This window comes from Acinetobacter sp. G18 (assembly GCF_052660225.1).
Map to the genome: position 1 here is coordinate 2,402,943 of NZ_CP109658.1, position 24,610 is coordinate 2,427,552.

The 24,610-nt window shown below is 36.0% G+C and carries 20 protein-coding genes; 2 read left to right on the top strand and 18 right to left on the bottom strand.

Annotated elements, in window-relative coordinates:
• Positions 1–5: 5 nt before the first annotated feature.
• The 18 genes from NE363_RS11465 to NE363_RS11550 all read right to left on the bottom strand — a co-directional run bounded on the left by NE363_RS11465 (position 6) and on the right by NE363_RS11550 (position 22,720).
• Positions 6–608, bottom strand: a complete 603-nt coding sequence (locus NE363_RS11465; RefSeq protein WP_019457588.1) for a hypothetical protein — start codon at positions 606–608, stop codon at positions 6–8.
• Positions 609–620: 12 nt separating this feature from the next.
• Positions 621–1,427 carry a type IVB secretion system protein IcmH/DotU gene (gene icmH / locus NE363_RS11470; RefSeq protein ID WP_198071306.1) on the bottom strand — a complete coding sequence of 269 codons (807 nt, stop codon included), beginning with the start codon at positions 1,425–1,427 and terminating at the stop codon, positions 621–623.
• A 17-nt stretch (positions 1,428–1,444) separates the two neighbouring features.
• The gene (tssK, locus tag NE363_RS11475; RefSeq protein ID WP_445535092.1) at positions 1,445–2,809 is read right to left on the bottom strand and encodes a type VI secretion system baseplate subunit TssK; all 1,365 of its coding nucleotides are present in this window, start codon (positions 2,807–2,809) and stop codon (positions 1,445–1,447) included.
• 16 nt (positions 2,810–2,825) lie between these two features.
• The gene (tssA, locus tag NE363_RS11480) at positions 2,826–3,920 is read right to left on the bottom strand and encodes a type VI secretion system protein TssA (RefSeq protein WP_445535093.1); all 1,095 of its coding nucleotides are present in this window, start codon (positions 3,918–3,920) and stop codon (positions 2,826–2,828) included.
• Positions 3,921–3,941: 21 nt separating this feature from the next.
• Positions 3,942–6,626, bottom strand: coding sequence for a type VI secretion system ATPase TssH (gene tssH / locus NE363_RS11485; RefSeq protein ID WP_445535094.1), 2,685 nt, complete (start codon positions 6,624–6,626; stop codon positions 3,942–3,944).
• 217 nt (positions 6,627–6,843) lie between these two features.
• Complete coding sequence (locus tag NE363_RS11490) at positions 6,844–7,107, bottom strand: PAAR domain-containing protein (protein ID WP_002048345.1); 264 nt, start codon at positions 7,105–7,107, stop codon at positions 6,844–6,846.
• Between the two features lie 16 nt (positions 7,108–7,123).
• The gene (locus NE363_RS11495) at positions 7,124–7,891 is read right to left on the bottom strand and encodes an OmpA family protein (protein ID WP_004702456.1); all 768 of its coding nucleotides are present in this window, start codon (positions 7,889–7,891) and stop codon (positions 7,124–7,126) included.
• 2 nt (positions 7,892–7,893) lie between these two features.
• On the bottom strand, positions 7,894–8,853 hold the full coding sequence (tagF, locus tag NE363_RS11500; protein WP_017398210.1) for a type VI secretion system-associated protein TagF: 960 nt from the start codon (positions 8,851–8,853) through the stop codon (positions 7,894–7,896).
• Between the two features lie 37 nt (positions 8,854–8,890).
• Positions 8,891–12,736, bottom strand: coding sequence for a type VI secretion system membrane subunit TssM (tssM, locus tag NE363_RS11505; protein ID WP_445535095.1), 3,846 nt, complete (start codon positions 12,734–12,736; stop codon positions 8,891–8,893).
• A 30-nt stretch (positions 12,737–12,766) separates the two neighbouring features.
• Positions 12,767–14,179: a hypothetical protein gene (locus NE363_RS11510; protein ID WP_191012998.1), complete on the bottom strand. Its 1,413-nt coding sequence runs from the start codon at positions 14,177–14,179 to the stop codon at positions 12,767–12,769.
• Positions 14,176–15,174: a type VI secretion system baseplate subunit TssG gene (gene tssG, locus NE363_RS11515; RefSeq protein ID WP_191012997.1), complete on the bottom strand. Its 999-nt coding sequence runs from the start codon at positions 15,172–15,174 to the stop codon at positions 14,176–14,178. The genes NE363_RS11510 and tssG overlap by 4 nt, the downstream gene beginning before the upstream one ends.
• Positions 15,138–16,949, bottom strand: a complete 1,812-nt coding sequence (gene tssF, locus NE363_RS11520; RefSeq protein WP_445535096.1) for a type VI secretion system baseplate subunit TssF — start codon at positions 16,947–16,949, stop codon at positions 15,138–15,140. Before tssF ends, tssG begins: the two co-directional genes overlap by 37 nt.
• Positions 16,950–16,965: 16 nt before the next feature.
• Complete coding sequence (gene tssE, locus NE363_RS11525; RefSeq protein WP_039255167.1) at positions 16,966–17,442, bottom strand: type VI secretion system baseplate subunit TssE; 477 nt, start codon at positions 17,440–17,442, stop codon at positions 16,966–16,968.
• A gap of 79 nt (positions 17,443–17,521) precedes the next feature.
• On the bottom strand, positions 17,522–18,025 hold the full coding sequence (locus tag NE363_RS11530; protein ID WP_000653195.1) for an Hcp family type VI secretion system effector: 504 nt from the start codon (positions 18,023–18,025) through the stop codon (positions 17,522–17,524).
• Between the two features lie 49 nt (positions 18,026–18,074).
• Complete coding sequence (gene tssC, locus NE363_RS11535) at positions 18,075–19,556, bottom strand: type VI secretion system contractile sheath large subunit (protein ID WP_004702469.1); 1,482 nt, start codon at positions 19,554–19,556, stop codon at positions 18,075–18,077.
• The gene (tssB, locus tag NE363_RS11540) at positions 19,549–20,052 is read right to left on the bottom strand and encodes a type VI secretion system contractile sheath small subunit (RefSeq protein WP_107973378.1); all 504 of its coding nucleotides are present in this window, start codon (positions 20,050–20,052) and stop codon (positions 19,549–19,551) included. Before tssB ends, tssC begins: the two co-directional genes overlap by 8 nt.
• A 16-nt stretch (positions 20,053–20,068) precedes the next feature.
• Positions 20,069–20,758 carry a hypothetical protein gene (locus NE363_RS11545; RefSeq protein WP_445535097.1) on the bottom strand — a complete coding sequence of 230 codons (690 nt, stop codon included), beginning with the start codon at positions 20,756–20,758 and terminating at the stop codon, positions 20,069–20,071.
• 1,065 nt (positions 20,759–21,823) lie between these two features.
• Positions 21,824–22,720 carry a LysR family transcriptional regulator gene (locus NE363_RS11550; RefSeq protein WP_445535098.1) on the bottom strand — a complete coding sequence of 299 codons (897 nt, stop codon included), beginning with the start codon at positions 22,718–22,720 and terminating at the stop codon, positions 21,824–21,826.
• A gap of 98 nt (positions 22,721–22,818) precedes the next feature.
• Between NE363_RS11550 and NE363_RS11555 the strand changes: the two genes are divergently transcribed.
• Together NE363_RS11555 and NE363_RS11560 are read left to right on the top strand one after the other, a co-directional pair.
• A complete protein-coding gene (locus NE363_RS11555) occupies positions 22,819–24,159 on the top strand; it encodes an MFS transporter (RefSeq protein WP_445535099.1) in 1,341 nt (446 codons plus the stop codon).
• On the top strand, positions 24,152–24,553 hold the full coding sequence (locus tag NE363_RS11560) for a hypothetical protein (protein ID WP_445535100.1): 402 nt from the start codon (positions 24,152–24,154) through the stop codon (positions 24,551–24,553). Before NE363_RS11555 ends, NE363_RS11560 begins: the two co-directional genes overlap by 8 nt.
• The last annotated feature ends 57 nt before the right edge of the window (positions 24,554–24,610 follow it).

Genomic DNA, 24,610 nt, shown 5'->3' on the forward strand with positions numbered 1-24,610 from the left:
AGTTACTAATTCACCGCAAACGGGCTGCGAGTCACTTTGATATCAACCGATGCTTTTGGTGTTTCCGCCTCAGCTTCTGGCTCAGCTGGAGCTTGCTTAGCTTCAACAGGTTTAGCTTGAACTACCTTAGGTTGAGCGATAGGTTTTTGCTGAGCTGGGTGTATGGGTTGAGTTGGCTTAGCCACAACTTGTTGCTTAGGTGCTACCCGTTCACCTGTTAACTGGGCATCAAAAGGTGAAACACGTTGCTGAGTTGTTGGAGCCACATTTTTATGAGGAGCAGGTTTAAAAATACCACTCAGTTCATTTTCTTTAGGTTGTTCAAAACCATCATGGCTCATTGGATCAGTTTGTTCTTGCTGATCATTTGTAGCTTGCTCATGTGTAGAGGAGCTCGTCATTAATACTGGATCACGTTCTTGATCTTGAGTTGATTTATTCTCAACAATTGTAGGTTCTGACGAATACGGTTGAGACAAGAACAGGAACAGTGAGATGCTTACAAACACCCCTGCAATAATACCAATGATGATATAGATTACTGGTGATCTCGACTTTTTTTTATTCGATTGCAAAACTCGAATAGAAGTTGGTTTTTCCTGAGCCATTTCGTTCCATCATCAAGGTAAATAAATTGTAATATGTGCCTGCTCTTGTGGGGCAGAAATCACATTTTGATAGCTAGATAATGCTTTATCATTTTGATTATTGAGCATAAATCTTAGACCCGCGAAAGTAAGTAATGCAAAAATCAACAAGAAAATCAAAATCCAGAAAAAAGGTAATTCGCGATGAATAATATTTCGTATCTGATCGGGAATTGCCGAGAACGGCGAAAAAGCAACTTTTTTACCTTTTAAATAATCAATTTCGTCGCCTACTCGTGCAACCAAATGATTTAAGCTTTCGATAGACTCAATTCGATATTTACCCTGAAAACCTAATAATAGACAGTAATGAAATACTTCAAGAGCAGCTAAACGGTCTTTTCCACGGCTTCGCAATTGTTCTAATATTTCGAAGAACTGATAACCCGCCAATTGAGAACCAAATAAGCTCAATTGCAACGGGCTAATCAACCAAGCATTTTGCAAATTAAAATAGCTTGGGTCTTGTTGGGTCACGATTGTTTCATCAATCAATGCACAAAATGCATATTTAGCATCATGAATATCATCTGCTGAAAACTGCAACTTTTTAGCTTGTTGTTCAAATCTATTAAGCAAATCTAAAATCTTTTCACGAAACCGCTGTGGGTCAGCTGGCACATACTGATTTCGAATCAAAAAGATTAAATAAAAACCATCGTGCAATAAATCGATCAGATTAATTACCTGCAGTTTTGCTTGGGACTGACTATTGTTATTTCCCCCAGTCCCGATTTGACCATCATCAAATAAAGAAGGAGCACCTGTAGATTGTGACATTTTTCTCTCCTTTATCTTTAAGCGTTCATGACCGCAATCAGCTCAATACTGATATCTTGGAAGCCAGCTGGAACGTAAATACAAATCGTCTCTGAATCTAGCATGCGCTGATAGAGTTCATGATGTGGTTCGATTTCGAAATAACTCACGCCAGAACGTACCGGAATAGCCGTTGGAACTTGAATTAAGTGGTGTAATGGAATGGCCGGCAATGCTGCAATAACACGCTGCTCAACATCCAGCGTACTACCAATTTTAAATCGTAGAGGTACAATCTGAATCAACTCGTGAGTCTGCATTGCACTACTTGATACGGCTATATAAAATCTAGTGTCACGAGTAATCTTATCTGTCTCAAGACTTCCCACCCAATATGAAGGCCGGATTTCTTTAAGTGCAATACTGATGTAACGACTAGAAATAATGGTGTCTAATAAATCACGCAAAATGGTGTCGAGCTGAGTAAAGCTTTCTTGCAAATTGTGATGTTTATATGCAGGTAACTGATCGACTTCATAAGCTGTCGAAAAAGTTAATAATGAGCCTGCTAAACGCAATAATTCAAAAAATAATCGTTCTGGATGAATTTGCGGATATTGTAAGAAATGGTTCAGACCAGCATGTGCAGTATTTAAAGCATTGACCAACCAAAACGAAACGATATCACCTGAACGGAATTCAATTAATTTCTGTTCATTTTCACGGTTGTTGGTTTGAATGGTTTTAATTTTTGCCTTAATAACATTCAATGTTCTTTTTAAATTCGAAACCAATGTCTCAGATGCATCGACATGCAAAATAGGTGGAATAAATTTGCGATCAATTTCAAAAGCACCTGAACTCTGACGTTTGATTTTACCTATTGGCAAATAGAGGAAACCATCCAGATTATGATCAGGATTGCTGTTTGCATCTAATAATTTAAATACAGCTCGACGACGTAATAAGCTGATATCAGCTTCTGTCGCATTTGTGAAAAGGTCGTGTGTCTCAACCAAATGTGATTGATAACGCCCCTTCTGTGACTGGTTTTGATCGATTAAATTTTGTTTATTGGCTTGTAGTAATGGTAATGCCAAATAAATGACCATCTCACCACGCAAATTAAGCTCATCAAGCAAAATTGGTTCAGGTAATAAATCATAAGCCGGTGCTTGGTATATTTCACCGTCTTGCCAAATCATTTCTACCGACTCAAGCGCAAGAATATGTGTACTAAGCTGTGCTTCATCAAAACTAAGTTTTTGAACACCATATGAAAATGGCACAACAGCGCGAACGGTGTGATTTAAGCGTTGTTCATGATAAGTATCTTGAATTTGGAAATGTTGAGGTCTTAAAAATAAACCTTCGCCCCACAGGACTTTTTCAGCTTTAAACATATGTCTTTACCAATCTTTATTCGTATTCATTTTTAGGCTGTACACCTAACATTTCCTGAACCATTTGTAATGGATTTTCATCTTTAATGACTTGTGCCAACCACTCATGTAATGGCATTTGACTCCATTTAATGGTCTTTTGAAGCATATAACTCACAGGGCTATGTGGCTCATTGGCCTGAAAATAATCGGCTATTTCTTGTAGCACTTTCATTGCTTGCTCACGGTTAGCCAAGTGAGTTTGTGCTTGAGGCTGAAACATAGGCTGCTCCGATACGATTTGTACAGGCACTTGATTTTCCATAGAAGGAGTCGTGATAACAGCAGCCTGTTCTTGGGTTTGGGTAAGCCCAGCACCAAAAGCCTCTGCTTTATAAATCTTGCGTAAAGTGCTGTGAATTGTTTCAAATGCAGAATCAATTGAAGCAAAACTTGGTGCATCCAATCCCATTAAATGATCAAGCGTCTGCTTTAAGACATTCCATTCAGTTAAAACTGAAGTAAATTCTTGATAATTTGAATATTGAAAGGTTTTAGATGTATTAAAGATCGCTTGATCAAATTGTTCCAATTCAGATGGGCCTGATTGGCTGTCGTAATCTTCAGTTTGCTTACGACGAATATTTTCATGATATAGAAAATTATCGTAATCAAGCAAATTGTAATAAGGCACTGTGTTAGTTAAAGAGACTTTCTTCAACAAACCAGGCAACTGATTAATTAAACCTTGTAATAAACCAATACGTTGGTCCAAATCATCATCTTCAATAATCGGATGAATATCCTGCCAGTACTGGTTCAGCATGGTATGGGTTAACGTTAAACCCTTTACCATACCTTCAAAGCCGTGTAGATGAGTCCAGGCTTCTATTAACCATGTTAATAGACGGATATCTTTGGTTTTTTCTGTGAGCAAAGTGCTTACGCTCTTTGCAACAAAATCCCAATCTGCCTGTTTCCGCTCAGCAACCCAATCCCCCTGATCTAATAGTAGATCATCCTCTGTTCTCGCTTTCTTTATTTCGTGAAATTCATTAGAAAATGAATAATCCTCTCCACAAAGTAAGCTGTCATTAATGGGTTTAAGTAGTTCAGAAATATCAATACTCATCTAATTTTGGCTCTATTAATTTTAAACTTCTGATTTCAACTTTTTACTAGTCCGTTTTTTAGCAGGCTTCGCCACTGGATCTAATAAATATTGGATTTCATCATCTTTCGCATCAATCATGATTACTTTCGGCAATTTTTGATCTGCTAGCGCTACCAAAATTTCAGTTGCCAAAGCAGGTAAAACTGTCGAATTTAAGATGTTATCGACATTACGGGCACCACTATCCACTTCAGTACAACGGCTGAGTAGCAACTCGACCAAGTCATCTGAATATTGGACTTCAGTTCCATATTGTTTTTCAATTCGAGCGGTAATTTTGCCCAATTTATGTTTAATAATTCGAACCAATAAATCGTCATGCAATGGGAAATATGGCACAACTCTCATACGCCCTAAAAAGGCTGGTTTAAATTGTTTATATAAACTTGGTTTTAAGTGTTCGATTAATTCTTCTGCTGTAGGCCATTCTTCAACAGGCTGATTTAAACACGCCTGCATAATTGCACTTGAACCTGCATTTGAAGTTAATAAAATTGTCGTGTTTTTAAAATCAATAACTCGACCTTCACCATCTTCTAAAGTACCTTTATCAAATACTTGGTAGAAAAGCTCTTGCACATCACTATGTGCTTTTTCAATTTCGTCGAGTAGTACAACGCTATAAGGATTACGGCGTACTGCTTCGGTTAACACACCGCCTTGACCATAACCCACATATCCTGGAGGTGCACCTTTAAGTGAAGATACCGTATGCGCTTCTTGATATTCAGACATATTAATCGTGATTAAATGCTGCTCACCGCCATACAGCTCATTTGCTAAGGTGATTGCAGTTTCAGTTTTACCCACCCCGCTAGGTCCAACTAAAAGGAATACACCTTGAGGTTTATTTGGATCTTCTAATTTAGCTTTTGATGTTTTAATGCCCTGAACCAATTGTGTAAGTGCATAATCTTGGCCCATTACACGCTCGCCCAATTTATCTTCAAGCGTTAAGATTTGCTTAATTTCATCATTTACCATTTTCCCAACAGGAATACCGGTCCAATCAGAAATAATTTCATTAATAATTTGAGAATTTACACGCTCAAAAACTAATGGCTGTTGGCTTTGAAGATTAGCAAGGTCTTTGCGCATTAAATTAATCTGATCGTAGGCTTCAGACTCATTAGAATGGCTCTGCGCTTCTAATTCCTGAATGTTACGAACTAGCTCTAATTCTTTTTGCCATTGTTCCTGAGTCTCTTGAATCTCATTTTGTAAAGACTCTAAATGATTTTTCAGGTTCTCTAATCGTTCATGATGTATTGGAATCTGACGATGTTCATTTTCCAAAATCTGTTGCTCAAGCTTTAAGTTATGTTCTTGTGCCTTCAATTGATCAAGTTTGACTGGCTGTGCATTTTGGGTCAACGCTACGCGTGCTGCCGCAGTATCTAGAACACTTACTGCTTTATCCGGGAGTTGACGACCACTGATATAGCGATGAGAAGCATGTACAGCTGTGATAATTGCTTCATCATCAATTTGTAAATTAAAGTGCTTCTGCATTACTGGAATCATTGCACGAAGCATATCAACAGCAACTTCTTCGGTCGGCTCTTCAACCTTTACGACCTGAAAACGACGGCTTAAGGCAGCATCTTTTTCAAAATACTGTTTATATTCAGCCCATGTTGTTGCAGCAATCGTTCGTAGCTCACCACGTGCAAGAGCAGGTTTTAAAAGGTTAGCAGCATCGTTTTGCCCTGCTTGACCACCTGCACCAATAAGCGTATGAGCTTCATCAATAAATAAAATAATAGGATGAGCCGAAGCCTGAACTTCCTGAATCACTTGTTTTAAACGGTTTTCAAACTCACCTTTAACACTTGCACCTGCTTGTAAAAGGCCCATATCTAAAACATGCAAATGTACATTTTTTAAAGCTTCAGGCACTAAACCTTGAGCAATTTTCAAAGCTAGCCCTTCAACTACAGCTGTTTTACCTACACCTGGTTCGCCAGTTAAGATCGGGTTGTTTTGGCGTCTGCGCATTAAAATATCGAGCATTAAACGAATTTCAAATTCACGCCCAATAACAGGATCAATTCCACCATTCTTCGCTTTTTCAGTTAAATTAATCGTATATTGGTCTAAAGCTGGTGTTTTTTGAGTTTTTACAGCTGGAGTAGCGACTTGTTCTAGCTCATTTTCTTCTTGTGAAGAGGTTTTAGTTTCTTCTTGTTGTTCTACGCTCTTTTCACAAATCTCAAGAAACTTATGTTTCATTGAATCTATAGGTAAAAGATCAAATAAACTCGAAGCTCTTGTTGCGATTTGATATAAATCTGGTGCAGTTAATAATGCAACCAATAAGTGACCACTACGAATGACAGGGTTTTGTTCTGCTGAAGCCAGTAACCAAGCTTGCTCAAATAAACGCACAATTGATTTGGCAAAAATTGGAGTACGTGTATTCCCTTTTGGTAATTGAGAGATTGTCTCTTTTAAATCATCTGCTAAAGCATCAGCTGAGATTTTATATTTTTTTAATAAAATTTTTAAATCATTTTCTAAAGGCTGATTAAGTAGCTCTAAAAATAAATGTTCAATTTCAATTTCGTAGTTTTGCTGAAGAACACAAGCATTAGCTGATTTTTCTAAAGCAGTGCGCGCAACTGTAGAAAGTTTTGTAATTAAAATTTTTAAACTACTCATCATTACTCTCAATATTTTTAAATAATTTAATACTTAAAATCATAATGCCCGTATATTACCAAAATTTAGCTTTATCCGACAAATAACCTAGCATCATAATCATTAATATGATTTGTTCGATTTCTTATCTCTATATAAAAAATCTAATACCATTAAGAACATTTAATTAGTACATATATCTTTTCAAGTTAATAGTTTAAGTGAAAAGATATATCCTCTGCTATCCTTGATTAACCAAACTTTGTTTCGGTAATAATTTACAACCACAAGATAATGAATCATTTACTCTTGCTGCTGATTTTCCCATGACTTGCATATTTGGATCTCCAGAAACAATCGTAGAAACCGTTTTATGCGCCGGACAAGTTGCTTTATCACCTACACACGCAATTGCGATTCCATCTATTAAAAATGCACTATTACCAGAAATGACTTGCCCTCCACCTGTCGTTGGGCAACCAATCGTAATATAAGGGCTAGCCATATCCTTCTCCTCATGTTTATAAAACGGTAAACTCAATTCGACGGTTTTTCTTTCTTCCTTCTGGAGAGGTATTATCCGCTACAGGTTTAGAAGAACCCAATCCTTCTGCAGATAAATGATCGGCAGGAATGTTTTTACTCACTAAATAGTTTTTAACTGCTAATGCACGGTCCTGACTGAGTTTTAAGTTTTTAGTCGCATCTCCAGAACTATCGGTATGTCCTACAATTTTGACTTTTTTACCGCCAACTTTATTTAAAGCAACCGCCATTTCATCAAGAATTTTTTGGCCAGCATCTGTGAGCACGGCACTACCAGATTCAAATTCAATAATTCGATTTTTCAAAGCATCATCAATGACTTTCTGCTCTGCCTGATTTACAGAAAGCTGTGAAAATAATTGATATGGTGGCTGTACTAAACCTTGAAATATCTGAATAGTTGGTTGTATTTCTGTAGGATTTAGCATTTTTCCAGTCAGTTCAAATCGCGTACCGTTAACGCTTAATTTACCCTGAGAAACTTTTTTAAGATCTGGTGTAATCACTCTTGTTACAGAATCACTCCAGCCATTTGGAGCTGCTACTGGTCGAACTTGTATTTTATCTACCACTTGGTCTGCACCATAAACAGACTGCATTTTCATTAAAATAGCCTGTTTACTCGCTTCATTTGGCACAACACCTTCAACAACAATTGGCTGTGCTAAAGCATAATTCGCAATCGCATAGATAAAACAGCCTTTTATTAATTGTGAAAGTTTAATTTGATATTTTTGATTCATTGTTATTCACCCAAAAAAGTCTGTCTAAATAGTTTTAAACCTTGATTTAAACTTAATTGGCGTTGGCATAAAGATTGTTCTAGCGTAGCTAAACCAGCATTTTGTTCCAAATAAGTATCAATCCATTGAGCCTCTATTAAAGAAACCCAATGTTTACTATCCATATTCTGAGTAAAAATATCGCTAAGAGCTAAAATATCCGCACCCTGAAAACCAAAGAATAATACTGGCTGCTCTCGATGTAACAATCCAATCAAGACTTCAGTATTATGTTGTTTTAAAAAACGACAAATGATACTGACCCAGAATGCTGCTATTTCATAACAATAAGCAGGATTATTAATCGGCAAAATCAGCACTTTATTTAAGCGACTGGTTCCATTTTGTAAAATGGGCTGCAGTAATAATCCTAACCCAATCATACTTTGAGCTAATTCATAAATACTCAGCTTCATTAACTGAGCAAACGAATGCATTGTATGGTTTTCATAAAAACCGACACATTCACGTTCAGATAAGACTTGAATTTGATTTGGTAAATGATTGAGCTTACCAAATAATAAGTCAGAATCTTTAATACCTCTTAAAGCACGATTATTTTGAAATAAATCGACTAAAACATGCTTATAACTATAAGGGGCATATAATAAATTTTCATAAGGTAAATCAATCTCAAGTAAATGACTGAGTACCATTGGAAAAGCTCGGCCTGAACTGTCTTCGCTCGCCAGTAAATTTGCAGCTAAAAACATATTCTCTTGTGGATTTGCAATAAAGAAGTCCAATGGAGGCAACGTACCATATGCCTCTTTGAACGTAGTGGATTGCATTGCATATTCCAGTGCTTCTGTAATCCACTGGTCAAGCACCTGTATTAAGGCATATTGACCCTTTGTTTTTAAGAAATCACCGCGTGCCGGACTTTTCCCGTAATACAGAGGAGTTGTTTTTAATGTATGCATTAGACCACCTCCTTTAATATTGAGGTTATTTTCCCTGTCATGGCTTAACTCCCGCAGCTGGTTGAGTTGCAGCAGGTTGTGTTAATGCAGCAACGGGATTTGCAGGTTTCGTAGGAGCAGCAGCCTGAGCTGGTGCTTGCTGCGCCGATACAACACGGGCAGCTTTATCAGCAGTAACTTTGTCAACCAATTGCATACCAGAGTAACCGCGACTTGAACCAATACTGCCTGAGTTACTGCTAATAAGGCGGAAATTCATTTTCACAAACAATGATGGATCCGTCTTACTGCGCCAAAGCATTTCGAACCCACCGTTCTGCTCTTTACGCTGTGCACTATCAATTAAGCGGTTAATACCATATTCACCTGGTTCATCAAAAATCGTATGCGTTTGACCTTGTAAATCTACAGCCGTAATACGCGCACCAGGAATACTGCCTTGATTTGGCCAAATAAAGTTAACCCATTGCTGTACACCATTTTCATAAGTCATACGCTGACCATCAATATCAACGGTATATGAAAGCAATTGCGGGTTTTGAATTGGGTAGAACTGGAAGTTAGACTGATTCGTTGCTGGAGCCGCTGGTGCTTGACTATTTAATTCCCCAGTTGCCATACCATTTGTAGGTGCAACATAGCGCTGGAAATTCATCACAAATTGCGGGTTTAAACTAATACCCAAATCTTTCCATGTTTTTGAAGTTAAGGTATAGCCGCGACGAATAACAAATGGGTCTAAGCTCTCTTTAACAAAACGGGAAATGCTACCGTTTTCACCAAGAATTTGACCAATTTCACTACTTGTTGCTTGTAAAGAAGCGGATGAGTTAAATGGATATTTCTTAGCAAGATTTGTAGTAAATGGCTGATACGCTTGCATAACCCAAAGTTTATTAATTTCATCTTGTGTAGGTGTAATTAAACTTTCAAAGGCTTGTGTAAGAGGACTTACCACTAATTTTTGTAAAAGTTGCTGATCAATTTCACTGAAACCAACCGCCATTTTTTCATCTACAATTTTTTGAGTCTGGTTAAATACCGATGTCTGCTCATTTAGGGTTTGCTTAACCAATGTCATTGCACTTGGTCCAACCTCACCCGCATTTTTAAGTTCATTAAACTTACTACGTACTAAAGCAAGATTCGTCATATATTCATCAAGTAAAGATTTACCTTGTTGATCATCACGTTTACGAACCAACTGATAGAACATTTGATATTCTTGAGAAATAGCACCTTGAGCATTAGCAACTGCTTGGTTTGCTAATTGTTTGTCATCACGGTTTAAGACCTTACGTTTGAACCATGCGACAAAACCTTTTTGAGGAGCAGCTAACTCTGCTTGGACAACTGGATTGTCCCAATTTGTTTCAATAGCTACACGTTCAATAAGAGTACGAATTGGTGAATTTTGTGGCTCACCTAATACATCAATATTTTTGACTTGCTGAGCAAATTGATTTGCTTTTGCATAGTGAATACCACTTAAGAATTTTCTCCATTCAGCGATATATTCTTGTTTATAAAGTGCTGTGAGCTGCTTTCTAATTTGCTCTGGGCTACCAGAGAAAGTTAAGTCATCAGATTGACGACTATTTAACACCCAGTCTTTACTATCTGTAGGCTTATCTGCTGCTTCCTCAATGGCTTTTTCTACATAGTCATTCCAAGCTTTTTGAGTAAATACACCTGGTAATGCATAGCTGCCCAATACAACATTTTTATTTGCCTCACCAACAATTTGACTTACTGTCAAAGCTGGGAAGCGAACAGCAGCACGCATTTTAATTTCGTTATAAACACGGTCACGTGCTGGCATACCTCTAATCACAGAGAGCAATACTTGACGTGTCTGATCAACTAATTGAGAGTCAGCATCCAAAATCGGGAATTGCTTGTCATTTGCTAATGTCATTGCATACGACAAAATCTGTTCAGCTTCCTGAATCATATCTGCACGTGGCATTTGCCCTTTATTGGCATCCAGCCAAGAACGCCAGAAACGCGTTACCTGATCGCTTAAGTGACTTGCATCCATATATTGTGGATTACTCATCATCAAATATGCTTTTAACGCATTATAAGCATCTTGTGGATTGGTATCTGACGGCTCTAAATATTGCTGAGTTTGAGCAGTTTGCTTAATCTCAACGTTGGTATGATTTGCTTTTAAAGTCGCTTCGTTATTTTTCACACGTTGCAAATACTGAGCAATATTTTGCTGAGTAGGTGTTAAAACAATTTGTTTAACGCCTTTTAAATATTCAGCTTTTAATTTTTCACGTAACTCATTGCCTTGATATAAACCAAAACTAAATTTTAGAGGTCTATTTTCATCAAACTCGTCTAATTGCTGTAGACGTCTTTGTAAAATCAGTAGGGCTTCCAATTGAGTTGATAATTGTTGACCCGAACCCTTCTCTAACTGAACAACTTTATTTAAATCAGCTTGAACTTCAGAAATAAGCTGTTGGTTATTGCGATACGACCAAACCCATACACCCAGAATAATTGAAACACCCGCTAAAGCACCGATAAATGCAATGTAGCGTTGACGTTTTCTGCTTGTATTAACATGCTGTTTAACTAAATCTTTATCTTTTAAAATGACTTCTGAAAATAGGCCTTTTAAGAAATAACCATGGTTAGGTGTTGTTTTTAATTGATCTCTTACTTCATTTTGTGCAATTTGAGAAAGCTGAAATTCTTGTGCAATTTGCTCAGTCATTGGACTTTCGATCACACCTTCTTGCAAGGCACTTGTGAAATAGAAACCACGGAAAACTGGCTGGAACTGGTAAGGATTGTCTTCAAACAATGTAGCAATAAAACTTTTGAGTGCAGGTTTTAATGTTTTAAATTCTAATGGGAAAGTCATCACACTCGGTGAAATATTTTGAGAGTGTCGACGGCTAAGGTGAGTCGAGCTCACCCCTTTTAAACCATCGTAAAGAATAGTGTAATGTTTCTCAAAAAGATCTACCGCATTATGAGAAGAGTTTTGCTCATATGGTAATGTTGCACCCCATGCCTGATTATATTCTTGTACTTCATAGAATTCGAAAAACTCGGTAAAACCCGCAATCAAATCCATTTTTGAAAAGACTAAATAAACAGGCACTACAACTTCTAAACGTTCAGTTAAATCTTGAATACGAGCACGTAAATTTTTAGCGAGCTTCAATGAATGTTCAGGGCTTTGGCTCACCAGCTCAGCAATACTTACAATAAGAATTAAGCCATTTACCGGAGCTTTAGAACGGTTCTTCTTTAATATATTTAAAAAACCTAACCACTCTGAATGATCTTCGCTATATACCGAATAACGACCAGCCGTATCTAATAAAATACCCTCTGTAGAAAAGAACCAGTCACAATTACGGGTACCACTTAAACCAGCCGAAACCATTTTTTGATGGGTTTCTTCAAAAGGAAACTTTAAACCAGAATTATAGATCGCAGAACTTTTACCAGCGGCTGGGTTACCAATAACCATATACCACGGCAATTCATATAGTGCTGCATTACCCTTCTTATCGCCTAACTTTGACTTACGAATCAATTGAATAGATTCTTTCATTTGTTGGCTGATAAGTTGCAGTTCTTCTTTATCTTTATCTTTATTTTTGCCGTACTCTGCTTGAGTATCTTTTTCAATCGCTTCAGCAAGCTCTTCACCTTGAACCGCATGCTTCTTGCGCTGAATTAGCCAATAAATTCCATAAACAATGAGCCCTAAAGCATATGCAGATGCTAAAGCCCAAAATATATGGCGAGGAATTGAAGTATAGGAAGACATCAATGCCACGAACAATGACAAGGCGATAATTGCTTTAGGATTCGTGATGTACTGCCACAAGTAGCCTAAAATTGTATGCATTCTATTCTCGTTCTAAGTTCAAAGTTTAAATTAGCTATTCAACACCATCGCATCATCTTCTGAATTTTCAGTGACATTCTGCACAAAGGTATGTGCTGACACCGTATTTTCTCCAAAGACAAAAGGAACGATATGTTCAGGAAAATGCATACTGAGCATAAAGCCATAAATATCAACTAAATGCTGGGTATGCCCCAATGAAGATTTCACATAAATAAAGTGATGTGGTTCAACAGAAGTTTGTGTAAATTGCTGCTGCAAATGCTTCGCTGCTTTTATATCTGTCTGGTCTGAAAGAATAAGTACATATGGCTCTTCCCCTGCGTACTGCGGTAATTCATTTAAGTTCAGCGTATTAAGAACTTTTGCTGTTTTTTCTTGACCAATCACAATTTTTAAGTTTTTAGCGGGTTCAAGTTCTTCAATTTTTAAAGAGGGATCTGCAATAAGGCAGCTTGCCGCGAACTCCGCCGGAATATAGTCCTTAACCATCCAAGACTTTTCATCAATCAGGTCTTGATCTATTTCTGAATCAACAGCAAGCACGAGAAAAACTTCATGCTCTTTCTTTTGAATACGTTTTAATAAATGAATAAATTCTTGATAAGCTACACGCTCTCCCAAAAAGTGATATTCGATATGAACTTTTTGGGAAATAATGCCAATTTCAGTAAAGAATTCTAAAATCAAATCATTACTTTGCTCATCATTCCATATATGCAATAAATCCTCTGGAAGAAGAATATGTAAATTCAGACGATTTAAACGATGTACTTCAACTACAGGTGTTTCTGTATCTCCATATTCAGAATTTGGATCAACCCATGCAGGATGCATGTGATATTCACGGATCTGATGAGATTCATAAAATATAATTGAGCGCTTTAAATGTTCAGCCAAGTGGTACAAATTCTCTATGTTTTGTTCTAATTGCTGTCTTATTAAAGACATAATACGAACTTGTCTCGGTGAAGCTGCGTATTGAAAATCCTCTTCACTCGACTCAGCTAAATCTTTAATTCGATAAGATAAAAGAGGCAATCCATAAGAATTTAACAACTGATCATCAAGCTCTGGGCTTTTGAAATCTTGTATTTCTTCAATAATCGTTTCATTCTCACCTAACGCATGTATAGCGAAAGCAGAGTAAATATGAAAATCTAGCTGTTCTAAAGGCTGATCAGGTGTAGTCTGTTGTTTTTGACTATCATCATCTTGACTTTGATTTGCAGCTTTCTCTTTCTTTTCTTTATAGCTTTTATAAGCACTATAAATCAGCCAAGGCGATAAAATCGCCACTGTAATGATTGCTGGTAACAAAAGAAAATAAAGGAAAAAATCTCCTTTATCAGGGTTATATTGAACATCGCGCCAGTAGAAAATAGTCAATCCACTAACAACTGTAAAAATAGCGATGAATGAGAGTAATATTTTTTTAATCATATTTGCTCTCCAATAAGGCTATAACATGTTTCATGACTATGTGTACTAGGCTTGCGAGACATTAAAAAAGCACCTTGCCCTAAGCCACTTTCTTGGCTTTGAGTTAGGCGAACAGGTTGTATTTCCGACTCATCCAGTATCAATCTTAAATCGATTGATAGAGTCGGACTGCACCATGTTTCTACGATTTTTTTGAGCTTTAAACTAAGCTCTTGATGAGGTAAAAACTTTAAATATTGCTGACGCTTAAGCGGACCAATCTGAATCTCAATTTTTCCATCAATTTGTTGAATCGTTTCTCCACAAAACGTGTTTATACCAAGTAAGCTAGGCTGGCTTCCGCCCAAAGTTGTTAACTGATCACTTGCCAACTTAAATGATTCTTGTATGAACTCTTTAATTGTAATTTCATGCTTAAATATACAACTCAACATTGTTTTCAAAGCATGAACGGTATTATTTTGCCCCTGCATTAAGCCTGAAAATTCGGCAAAATATTCATCTAAATCTTGTTGTTGATGTTGTGATCGGACATAACCATTTAAAGCATGCAGAATATCTAAATAATCATTTTTATTTTCTATTTCATATCGCACAGGCAAGTGATAAGTAATACTTGACTCGACATACTGACTCGTTAATTTATGATTAAATAAACTCAAAAACTCTTTAGTTTCGGCACGTTGCTGCCGTGGAGCCTGCTTAATTTTATTTGTATAGGTATAAGGTAACGCACCTTGTATACCGGTAAGACCAACGATCAAGTTTGTTAAATGAACACGCTCATCTACTAATTCTAAACTTTCAATTTCAGTAGCCGGAAAGTTTAAGTTAAATGAGGTCTCAAACTTAAAATGATCAGTCCACGACGAAAAAGCATCATTAGCTGGGCTATGACGCAATAACCGTGTTGCTTGAATAAATTCAAAAGATTTAGGGCGTTGAAATAACTCAGCCGTTATAGAAGAGTCTTGCCACCAACGTTCTGACTGCATTGGTATAACTCCTGCTGAGATGAATAATCCTTAACCACCAAATCAACAAAACTATTAATTTGAACCTTTAAATTAAAAACACGACTTAATAGTTGACTAAAAATATATAAGCTATGCCCTCTAAACACTGATGAATCAATTTGTAATTCAGCTTTTACCCCTCTCACAAACATTGGAAATGGTTTGCCATCTACAAGTTTATGAGTAAGTGAAAATTCTAATTTTTTAATTGATTCAATAATTAAATAATTTTCTTTTGACTGCGGTAAGTTATATAAAGCCAGCAGCTCTTTAACATGAGAAACAGCATCCCCTTTCATAAGCGCTAAGCTATTTAATGAAAGATGCGAAATCACACGCCATTGCTCACTTTGGCCTTGTTCAAACTTATAAGGCTTTGTTGGTCGCTTTAAAACAATGGCACGTCTAGCCAAGCTACTGTCATTTAAATTTAATACGTTATTAGACTGACCCAGCGCTTCATGAGGCAAGTCACGGTTTGAACATAATAATTTGGTGCTAATAAAATCTGAACGTGTTGAAAATGGATTTAGATTTTTAGAAATAATGGAATAGCCCATTTCAACGAAATTAGACTGTAACTTTTGATAATTCACTGAGTAAAAAAAGCGAGCTGTATCATTGTGATAATGACTCATCGCAAAAAACGGTAAAACAGGAACATAGCTTTCTTCCTGATTTGTTTTTTCACGCACCATATTCATCTCAAGTATTGAATATACTTGATAAAATTCAGGATGGTGAGCGTCTGTAACCAGTGGATATTCGAGTTGCTTATGAACTATTTTTTGAGGTTCCGCATATTTTTCAAACAAGTTGATTACTGGGGTAGTAAACAATTTAAAGTTTGCAATATTTAATTCAGAATAGTTTCTAACAACGGCTTGATCGTTTAAATTTAATTTGAAATGAATTAAAAGCTCAAATTCGGATACTTGCTGAGGTATAGACTTTAAAAAATCTAAATCGAGTTTAAGATAGCTAAACTTTTCTGGGAAACAAAAATATTCCATCAACAAACGATAAGCATGATGCGTATGTTGATCGAGAGGCAATAAACTTTCTTGTTCAGAAAAACCTATTAATTCGAATGGATTCTTACCCAACTCTACAATCGTTTGACCATGTTTAACAGCAAAACTGGTCCCTTTTTTGAAAATACTATCAAGTACTTGTAAAGGAAAATTAGAGATAGCATCTAAATAAATAGGAAGCTTCTCATGAATTAAGCATGCATGAGCACTATTGAAAATTTCAAATTTAAGGCTCAACGTCGCATTTTGGTTTAAGTGCATATGTGCACTAGGTGTAGTTTTAAAATCTAAACCACATAAATGAATAGGTAATAATTTAACATCTTGAGTTGTATTAAACTCACACTGTACCCCCTTGAAACTACGAGATTTCAAAACCGTATGGTCAGGTACAAGATGAGGCTCTGTAAGCTGTTTAATTTTATTAATATCTTCAAAGCTAACAACTGAACAAGCAGGAAAATGACGCAAGTATTGAGGAAACATTACCTCAAATAAAGAACGAGTAAAAACATCATAACTGTCTGTAAGTTTTTTATCGATTCGAGCGGCAATCAGCGAAAAAGCCTGTATCAGACGTTCAATATGCGGGTCATCAATTTGCTCTTGATTTAAAGATAAGCGCTGAGCAATTTTTGGATATTTTTGGGCAAATTCTCGAGATTGCTGACCAAATTCTTGTAATTGTTTTTCATAAAACGGTAAAAGCTCTTCTATCACAACACACCCACTAAGCTTAAGTTCTCGCTGAAATTACATACTGCTGCGTTGTTGGTTTTAACAATGCATCAAATACAACAGGTTCATATAGAGGGTGAATATTTAGATAAGCTTGAATACTTAAACATAATGCGCCCATATTATGTCCATCTAACAACATCTCTACCCGTATTTGTCTTAGCCGAGGTTCATGAGCTGCTATTGATTGCTCAATGGATTGACAGATTTTATCCCGATCCAGAGGATTGGCTGTAGAAAGCCCAACAAAATCAATAATCCCGAACTGAAGTATCGATTTTTTTACAAGCGGATAGTCATCAACCACATGATCTAACTTTGCTACCCGACTATTGAGCAAGTCTTCTAAATCGTTTGCGACTGATTCTCTTAATTGCTGAATAGAAAGACCTTTTGCATAATCTTCACTTTCTGGAATTAAGCGATCAAATAAAGTTGAACGAAATCCGTATGGATAAAGCCGATCTAAGTTCATTCGAGTTCACAACAAAGCATATTTAGAGACAGCAGAGGCTAACTTTATGTCAGCCTCCACCAAATATTCACTTAAATAATTAAGCTGCGTAAGAAGCTGTATTATTAGAAAGTGACCATTTTTTAGTAACAGCACCTTTAGCAGTACCGTTAATATCTTGTTGGTTATAAGTCCACTCAACAGCAGCATATTTCAAGCCAAATGCTTCTGTAGGAACGCCTTCTTCGTTAACAGTTGGAGTCACGCTAGAAACTAGAACGTGCTTCAATTTGATTTGTAAGTACTTGATACGTTTATCGCCATTTGCACGATAAAAGTCGATTTGTACTTCATCAAATGTATAACCAGCTGAACATGCTTCCCATAATTTCGGGCTAGTAGCATCTAAGTCTTTCACGAAAACCATGTCAGAATGTTCAACACGTTCAGCAGTGTGGCCACCTACGCTACTTGAAGTAGCAGATTTAGGTTGACGAATGTTATGAGACCAAGAGTTAACTTCTAACCAACCTTTGTGCTCAGAATCACGAGATTCTCCATCAACTTTGTATTTACCGCGAAACTCAACGTATATATCTTTCATTTAGAACTTTCCTATTTTTAATTTAAAGTTATTCTTTAGCTGACCTTGATTAATTTGAGGACTGAGGTAACTCAGTGACAAGTCGTAAAGAAACCGACAACTCATCCAGCTGGAAATGTGGTCGCAAGAAAACCACAGATTTGTAGTGACCTGGTTGAGCAGGATCTTCTACAACTTTTACAGACGCTTCACGTAATGGGTATTGAGCTTTTGCTTCTTGAGAAGCACCGTCATCAAGTAATACATACTGTGACAACCACTCATTTAAAAATGCTTCAACATTACCGGCAGAAGCAAAACTACCCACTTTATCTCGCATCATTGCTTTTAAGTAATGTGCAATACGTGAAACAGCCATGATGTACTGAATTTGACTTGATAAAGCCGAGTTTGCATTGGCAGTATCATTGTCATATTTTTTAGGTTTTTGAGTTGATTGCGCACCAAAGAAAGCTGCGTAATCTGTATTTTTACAATGTACTAACGGAATAAAGCCTAGATCGCTTAGCTCTTTCTCACGGCGATCTGTGATTGCAATTTCAGTTGGACACTTAAATACGACTTCACCATCTTGTGTTTTAAATGTATGGACTGGTAAACCTTCAACCAAACCACCACCTTCAACACCACGAATAGCAGCACACCAACCATGCATATCAAATGCATTTGTTAAACGTGTACCAAAAGCATAAGCTGCGTTCATCCACAAATATTCATTGTGGTTTTCACCAGAAACATCCTCAATAAAATTGAACCCTTCTGTCGCAGTACCTTCTTTTGGATGATATGGGAGACGACCTAGAACATGCGGCAACGTCAATGCAACATAACGTGAATCTTCACTGTCACGGAATGAACGCCATTGAACATATTCAGCCGTTTCAAAGATTTTTGAAACATCTCTAGGACGATCAATATCTGTAAATGACTCTAGGCCTAAAATACTTGGGCTAGCTGCTGAAACAAATGGCGCATGCGCTGCTGCTGCAACATGAGAAATTTGTTCTAGCAAATACATGTCAGATGGTGTGCGATCAAACTCAAAATCACCAATTAATGCTGAATATGGAGCACCACCAAAAGAGCCGTACTCTTCTTCATAAATTTTCTTAAATAAAGTGCTTTGATCGAAGTCTGTAGCACCCTGAAAATCTTTTACCAACTCTTTCTTTGTCGTATTTAACATACGAATTTTAATGAGCGGATTTGAAGGAGTTTCTTGGCAGAAGTAATAAAGACCACGCCACGTTGACTCAATTTTTTGAAATTGTTCATTGTGCATAATCTGGCTTAACTGACTTGAAATCAGTGCATCAATTTCTGCAATACGCTTATCAATTGATAAAGTCATATTTTCAGAAACAGTAATGGTTCCAGCCATTACTTCTTTAGCAAGTTCACCAATTAGACTTTTAGCACGCGTATGTTCTTCGTCATTTCGTGCAATACGACTTTGCTCAACAATCGAATCTAAAAGATTAACTTCTTCATTTTCAACAAGTGGCATCGCTGCTGATTGAGTATTATTCATGATCAGCCTCCGCACTTAATTTACGAATTTGATCAGTATTTTTAAGAACTTCATCAAGCAAATCTTCTAAACGTTCACTGTTAGAAATTTTGTTTCTTAAATCAGTTAAACGTTCACGCGCTTCAACGAGTTTCTTTAATGGATCAACTTGTTGAACAACATTTTCTGGACGAAAATCTTCCATTGACTTAAATGTTAAATCAACGGCCATTCGCCCACCCTCTTCAGTTAGCGTATTATCTACCTGAAAAGCAGCTCTTGGAGACAACGATTCCATTACTTCATCAATATTGTCTAAATCTACATTAATAAATTTTTTATCTTTTAACTTTGTACGTTCAAGCTCAGATGCCGCAGAAAAATCACCCATCACACCTACAACAAACGGGAGTTCTTTCGCTTCTCTCGCATCACCGATTTCAACATCATAAGTAAGTTGAACACGAGGAGGTCGAATTCGTTGAAGCTTCTTTTGTACGCTTTCTCTTTTAGCCATAAGGTTCTATCCCAGATTATTTAGTTAAAGGGTCAAAAGGTGAACTTTTTGATTTAGTAACACTTGCAACAGGTGCGGTTTTTGGTTTTACAGTAGATGTTTTTACTGGCGTTACTGTATGTTTAGTTGTTGATCGAGAACTAGAAACTCGATTACGTACTACTTTTTGTTTTCTATAACTTCTTTTTTCATTATCAGCCGAACTACCTTCTGAGCTAGCTTTAAAACTTGACGGATCAGGTGCTGGCATTGCCGTATGAATATTTTCAATTAACTGCTTTGCTGGAGGATATGTAACGTCATTTGTTAAATAACGCATTTCCTGACTACGCATTTGTTGCAAAGAAGTGTTTGCAATACTTACACCAGACAAAAACAAGACATCTGTTATTAATGAACCGCGTATATTTTGACTTTGCAATTGACTTGCTAAATTCAATGCCTTAACTGGTTGATTAGTCTGATAAAACCGCATAGCAGCTTTAGCTAATAAATCATTTTTTTGAGTTGTATTATCACTATCACAAACTTGTTTAAAAATATTCAATAGCTCAGGATCATTTTGACCTTCTACTAATGGATTCTTCTTAATACAACTTCTTTTAAGTTTTACAGGCTCTTGTTCTGCTGCTTGAGCATATGATAGACCGATAATGTTTCCAGTCAAAAAAAGTATCAAAATACTTCGTTTCAACACAACTTTCATTCCTCTGTTTTCTTATTTATTCAAGGTTTTATTCAAAATTTAATATCTTTAAAATATTAAAAAATCTTTCAAAAAACCTTCTATTCAAAAAATTTAGACGCAGTTTATCATATAAACAAACAAATTTTATATAAAAAACATATCAACTTAAACTAAAAGTAAATAGTTAAGATGCTTATAAAATATAGCTTAATAAAGTTATTCTAACAAAAAAATAATATTGTTTATTTTTGTAAATAAAAATAAACAATTGATATTTATCATTTTTATAAAAAAATAAAATTGATTGAAATTTATTTAATTATTAATTTCTTATTGCATATGAAACATTTTCTTAAGAATATTTAATCATAAATGACATTAAAGTTAATTCTGTTTGGCTAGTAACAAATCAGCTCTATTCATAAAAAACCACCCAATACATAAAGGTACAAAATTTGTCAAGACTAATCTGTCTAATTTATTTTAAAATAAACTCATAATCAACATAAGCCATTATCACATAAAAGAATTTTCTGATGCATTTTTTATTATTGATATCAAAATTGAGATAGAAAAATTTATTCTAACTAAAGATAAATTTTGCACTTTATATAGTCTAAAATTTTAATTTATAAAGTTAATCTATATTTATAAAAACTTAATTTATTCTGGATTTTCCAATCCTAATCAACTTATTTTTAGTCAAAATATGCTTGGTAAATGATACTGAATCTTAAGGATAGTCGCGTTATGAGATTTATTTTTAAATAAGCATTAATATATGTTAAAAATCTCAAAATAAACTCTTGAATGCTTCTCACACTTTTAAGTCTATTCAACCTCCATTTCGTTCAGACTCTTTTACTGATTATTAAGTCAGCGTTGCGTTGCTTTATTTAAAGCATCTTTTTAGTCGAATGCCGCACAACTTTTTGGATACCACGTCAGTACAAGCACATCCTAGTGGTACACGAAATAGCTTTTAAGTATTGCTCCATTTCGATGGAAAACATTTTATAAAAAAAAGACAGAATTGTCTATTTATTTAAAATAACTTATCTTCTGCAACTTACATATTTTAGTTTACTTAAACGAAAGATGAGCCACCAAAAAGTCTATCAAGGCACGTGTTTTGGCAGGCAATCTAGAGGCGTGAGGATAAAGTAATTGAATACTTTGTAACGGCAACGAAAAATCTGGAAATAACTGCATTAGGCGATTGTTTTGAATATCCTCATCAACTAACCATGCAGGACAAATTGCCACACCTAAAGATGAAAGAGCCATTTGATGAATAGCTGTTACCGAATTTGATTCATACTGACTTCGAATAAAAGGTAATGCATATTGCTCCCCTAAACTGTTTTGCAAAATATATTGTGAATCTTGCCAATTTAATAAGGTGTGTCCAATCCAAGGGACATCTGCCAAAGCGGATATATTTTCTACAGGATGTTTTTGTATAAATTGCGGAGTAGCGACAAGATAAATGGGATATTCCCCAATTTTCCGAGTTTTTAGAGATGAGTTTTTTAAATTTCCTAAGCGAACAACCAGATCTAATTTTTCAGTGACTAAATCATCGAGAGATGAATTAAATGAATACTGTAAACGTAAATCTGGGTAAAGCCTACAAAACTCAGGAAGTAAAGGCAGAATAAAACGTTGGCCAAACTCATTGGTAGACGAAAAACGTAAAGTGCCTGTAATGCTTGTACCCAAGTGTTGGCTTCGTTCAAATGCTTCATCAATCTGAAGTTGGATTTGTTTAAAATCCTCATAAAAATGCTGGCCAATTTCAGTTAATGCAATATTACGGGTGTTGCGAATTAATAGGCTTGTATTGAGTTGCTTTTCTAATTGTTTTATATCAATACTCACCATTGATCGGCTTAAGCCTAAAATTTCAGCAGCCTTAGTAAAAGAGCCTGAATCAACGACTTGTAAAAAACTGGTAATTTGCTTGAGGTTTTTTTGCACAATTAAGCCAATTGTTTAAAATTATCAAACAATGATTTTACTTCGCTTGCATCGACAATAAAAGAGCTGAATCTTACCCTGCCTGCACGGAGGTAGGTATGTCTTATCGATATAAAATAGCGACAGTGTTTTTACTTGGGTTCTTTATTGATTGCATCAACATTTTTATGTCTGCAATTGCATTGCCTCATATTGCATCGACATTTTCAGTCAGCCAAAGCATGGTCGCTTGGGTAACAAATGCTTATATTCTCGGCCTCATTTTAATTATGCCCATGAGTTTATGGTTAGCCACCAAACTGGGGAACCAAAAATTATTGTGTTATTCGATGCTGTTATTCTCGATAAGCATCTGCTTTATTGGCTTTAGCGAATCGATTTATAGTTTAATTTTTTGGCGATTTATTCAAGGTGTAGCAGGAGGTTTATTAATTCCAGTCGGGCAAGCTCTCGTATACGCATTCTTCCCGAACCAAGAACGCCAACGCATTTCTACATTAATTATGGCAATTGCTTTAATTGCACCAGCTTTTTCACCTGCGATTGGGGGCGTGATTATTGATTCATTAAATTGGCGATGGGTATTTTTATCAAACCTTCCTTTTTCTTTACTGGCAGCAGCTCTGGCATGGTTATGGGTTAAAAAAACAGAGAATGTATCGAGTGAAAAACCAGACATAAAAGGCTTAGGTTTTTTTAATATAAGCCTATTATCTTTATTACTCTCCTTTTCATTTTATAGTGATTACCATAACGCCTCATTCGCTCTAACGAGTTTTCTAATTTCAGTCGGAATGCTTATTTTTTATATTCGACATGCGAAAAAAATTTCCCATCCTGTTCTTAATCTTCAGTTATTAAAAAATAAAAATTTACGTAATGCATTTATTGTCTATTACGCTGTTCCGGGTATTTTTACAGGCGTAAATTTACTCAATATTTTTAATTTACAGCTTAACTTTGGCTTTAATGCAAAACAAACTGGTTTATTCATGTTGCTCTATGCAACTGGAGCACTCGCAGCCATGATTAGTGGTGGCCTGCTCTATCAACGGTTACGAAAAAAGTATCTTCTTATTATTGGAATAACCCTACATAGCTTTGGCATATTTCTTTTGTTTTGTATTTCAAGCACTAGTCCAATCAGCTTTTTAGTGGTTGCTTATTTATTGATGGGTATGGGTGGGGGCTTAAGTGCCAATATTGCCCAAATTAGCTCATTAATTGATTTTTCAGGCCAAGATTTATTACAAGGAAGTGTGCTCTGGAATATTAATCGACAGGTTTCATTTAGTGTCGGTACTGTCGTTCTCATTTCGATATATAACTTGATGTCTGGCTCAAGCGATCTGCTGCGCTATCAACATACTTTTTTAATTGCAGCTTTGCTCTGTTTACTCTCACTCATTCCCGTTTTAAAGGAGAAAACCCATGTCTAATCAAATGGATCAAGCCATTCAAAGTGTCATTGACCTACATATTTTAATAGAAAATGTATTTACAGGCAAAAATGTAGAGCAAAGTCTGAGTCCGCTTTTAGATAGCTTTGTTCAGAATTTTAAGATGGTTACGGTTCAAGGCCAGAGTATTGGTTTCGCTGAAGTGAATAGTTTATTTAGCCAGAATATCGGGAAGAAACCTTCTTTAAAAATCGACATTATTAAGAGTACAGCTTTATACGAATTTGAAAATTATTGTTGGGTGCAATATCAGGAACATCAGCAAACTGATGAAACCGAAACATTACGCACTTCGACGGCCTGCATTAAAGTAGAAGATGAAAAGTGTTATTGGGTTTATTTGCATGAAACTTTAATTCCCTCATCTTCTTAACTCATCTAAAGCACCTTAAAGATGGCACCTATTTTGCTTAACAATATTACGTTTTAT

Excerpts from the sequence above, each read along its gene's own strand:
- NE363_RS11465 (WP_019457588.1), bottom strand. The coding sequence starts at position 608 with ATGGCTCAGGAAAAACCAACTTCTATTCGAGTTTTGCAATCGAATAAA.
- icmH (WP_198071306.1), bottom strand. The coding sequence starts at position 1,427 with ATGTCACAATCTACAGGTGCTCCTTCTTTATTTGATGATGGTCAAATC.
- tssK (WP_445535092.1), bottom strand. The coding sequence starts at position 2,809 with ATGTTTAAAGCTGAAAAAGTCCTGTGGGGCGAAGGTTTATTTTTAAGA.
- tssA (WP_445535093.1), bottom strand. The coding sequence starts at position 3,920 with ATGAGTATTGATATTTCTGAACTACTTAAACCCATTAATGACAGCTTA.
- tssH (WP_445535094.1), bottom strand. The coding sequence starts at position 6,626 with ATGATGAGTAGTTTAAAAATTTTAATTACAAAACTTTCTACAGTTGCG.
- NE363_RS11490 (WP_002048345.1), bottom strand. The coding sequence starts at position 7,107 with ATGGCTAGCCCTTATATTACGATTGGTTGCCCAACGACAGGTGGAGGG.
- NE363_RS11495 (WP_004702456.1), bottom strand. The coding sequence starts at position 7,891 with ATGAATCAAAAATATCAAATTAAACTTTCACAATTAATAAAAGGCTGT.
- tagF (WP_017398210.1), bottom strand. The coding sequence starts at position 8,853 with ATGCATACATTAAAAACAACTCCTCTGTATTACGGGAAAAGTCCGGCA.
- tssM (WP_445535095.1), bottom strand. The coding sequence starts at position 12,736 with ATGCATACAATTTTAGGCTACTTGTGGCAGTACATCACGAATCCTAAA.
- NE363_RS11510 (WP_191012998.1), bottom strand. The coding sequence starts at position 14,179 with ATGATTAAAAAAATATTACTCTCATTCATCGCTATTTTTACAGTTGTT.
- tssG (WP_191012997.1), bottom strand. The coding sequence starts at position 15,174 with ATGCAGTCAGAACGTTGGTGGCAAGACTCTTCTATAACGGCTGAGTTA.
- tssE (WP_039255167.1), bottom strand. The coding sequence starts at position 17,442 with ATGAACTTAGATCGGCTTTATCCATACGGATTTCGTTCAACTTTATTT.
- NE363_RS11530 (WP_000653195.1), bottom strand. The coding sequence starts at position 18,025 with ATGAAAGATATATACGTTGAGTTTCGCGGTAAATACAAAGTTGATGGA.
- tssC (WP_004702469.1), bottom strand. The coding sequence starts at position 19,556 with ATGAATAATACTCAATCAGCAGCGATGCCACTTGTTGAAAATGAAGAA.
- tssB (WP_107973378.1), bottom strand. The coding sequence starts at position 20,052 with ATGGCTAAAAGAGAAAGCGTACAAAAGAAGCTTCAACGAATTCGACCT.
- NE363_RS11545 (WP_445535097.1), bottom strand. The coding sequence starts at position 20,758 with ATGAAAGTTGTGTTGAAACGAAGTATTTTGATACTTTTTTTGACTGGA.
- NE363_RS11555 (WP_445535099.1), top strand. The coding sequence starts at position 22,819 with ATGTCTTATCGATATAAAATAGCGACAGTGTTTTTACTTGGGTTCTTT.
- NE363_RS11560 (WP_445535100.1), top strand. The coding sequence starts at position 24,152 with ATGTCTAATCAAATGGATCAAGCCATTCAAAGTGTCATTGACCTACAT.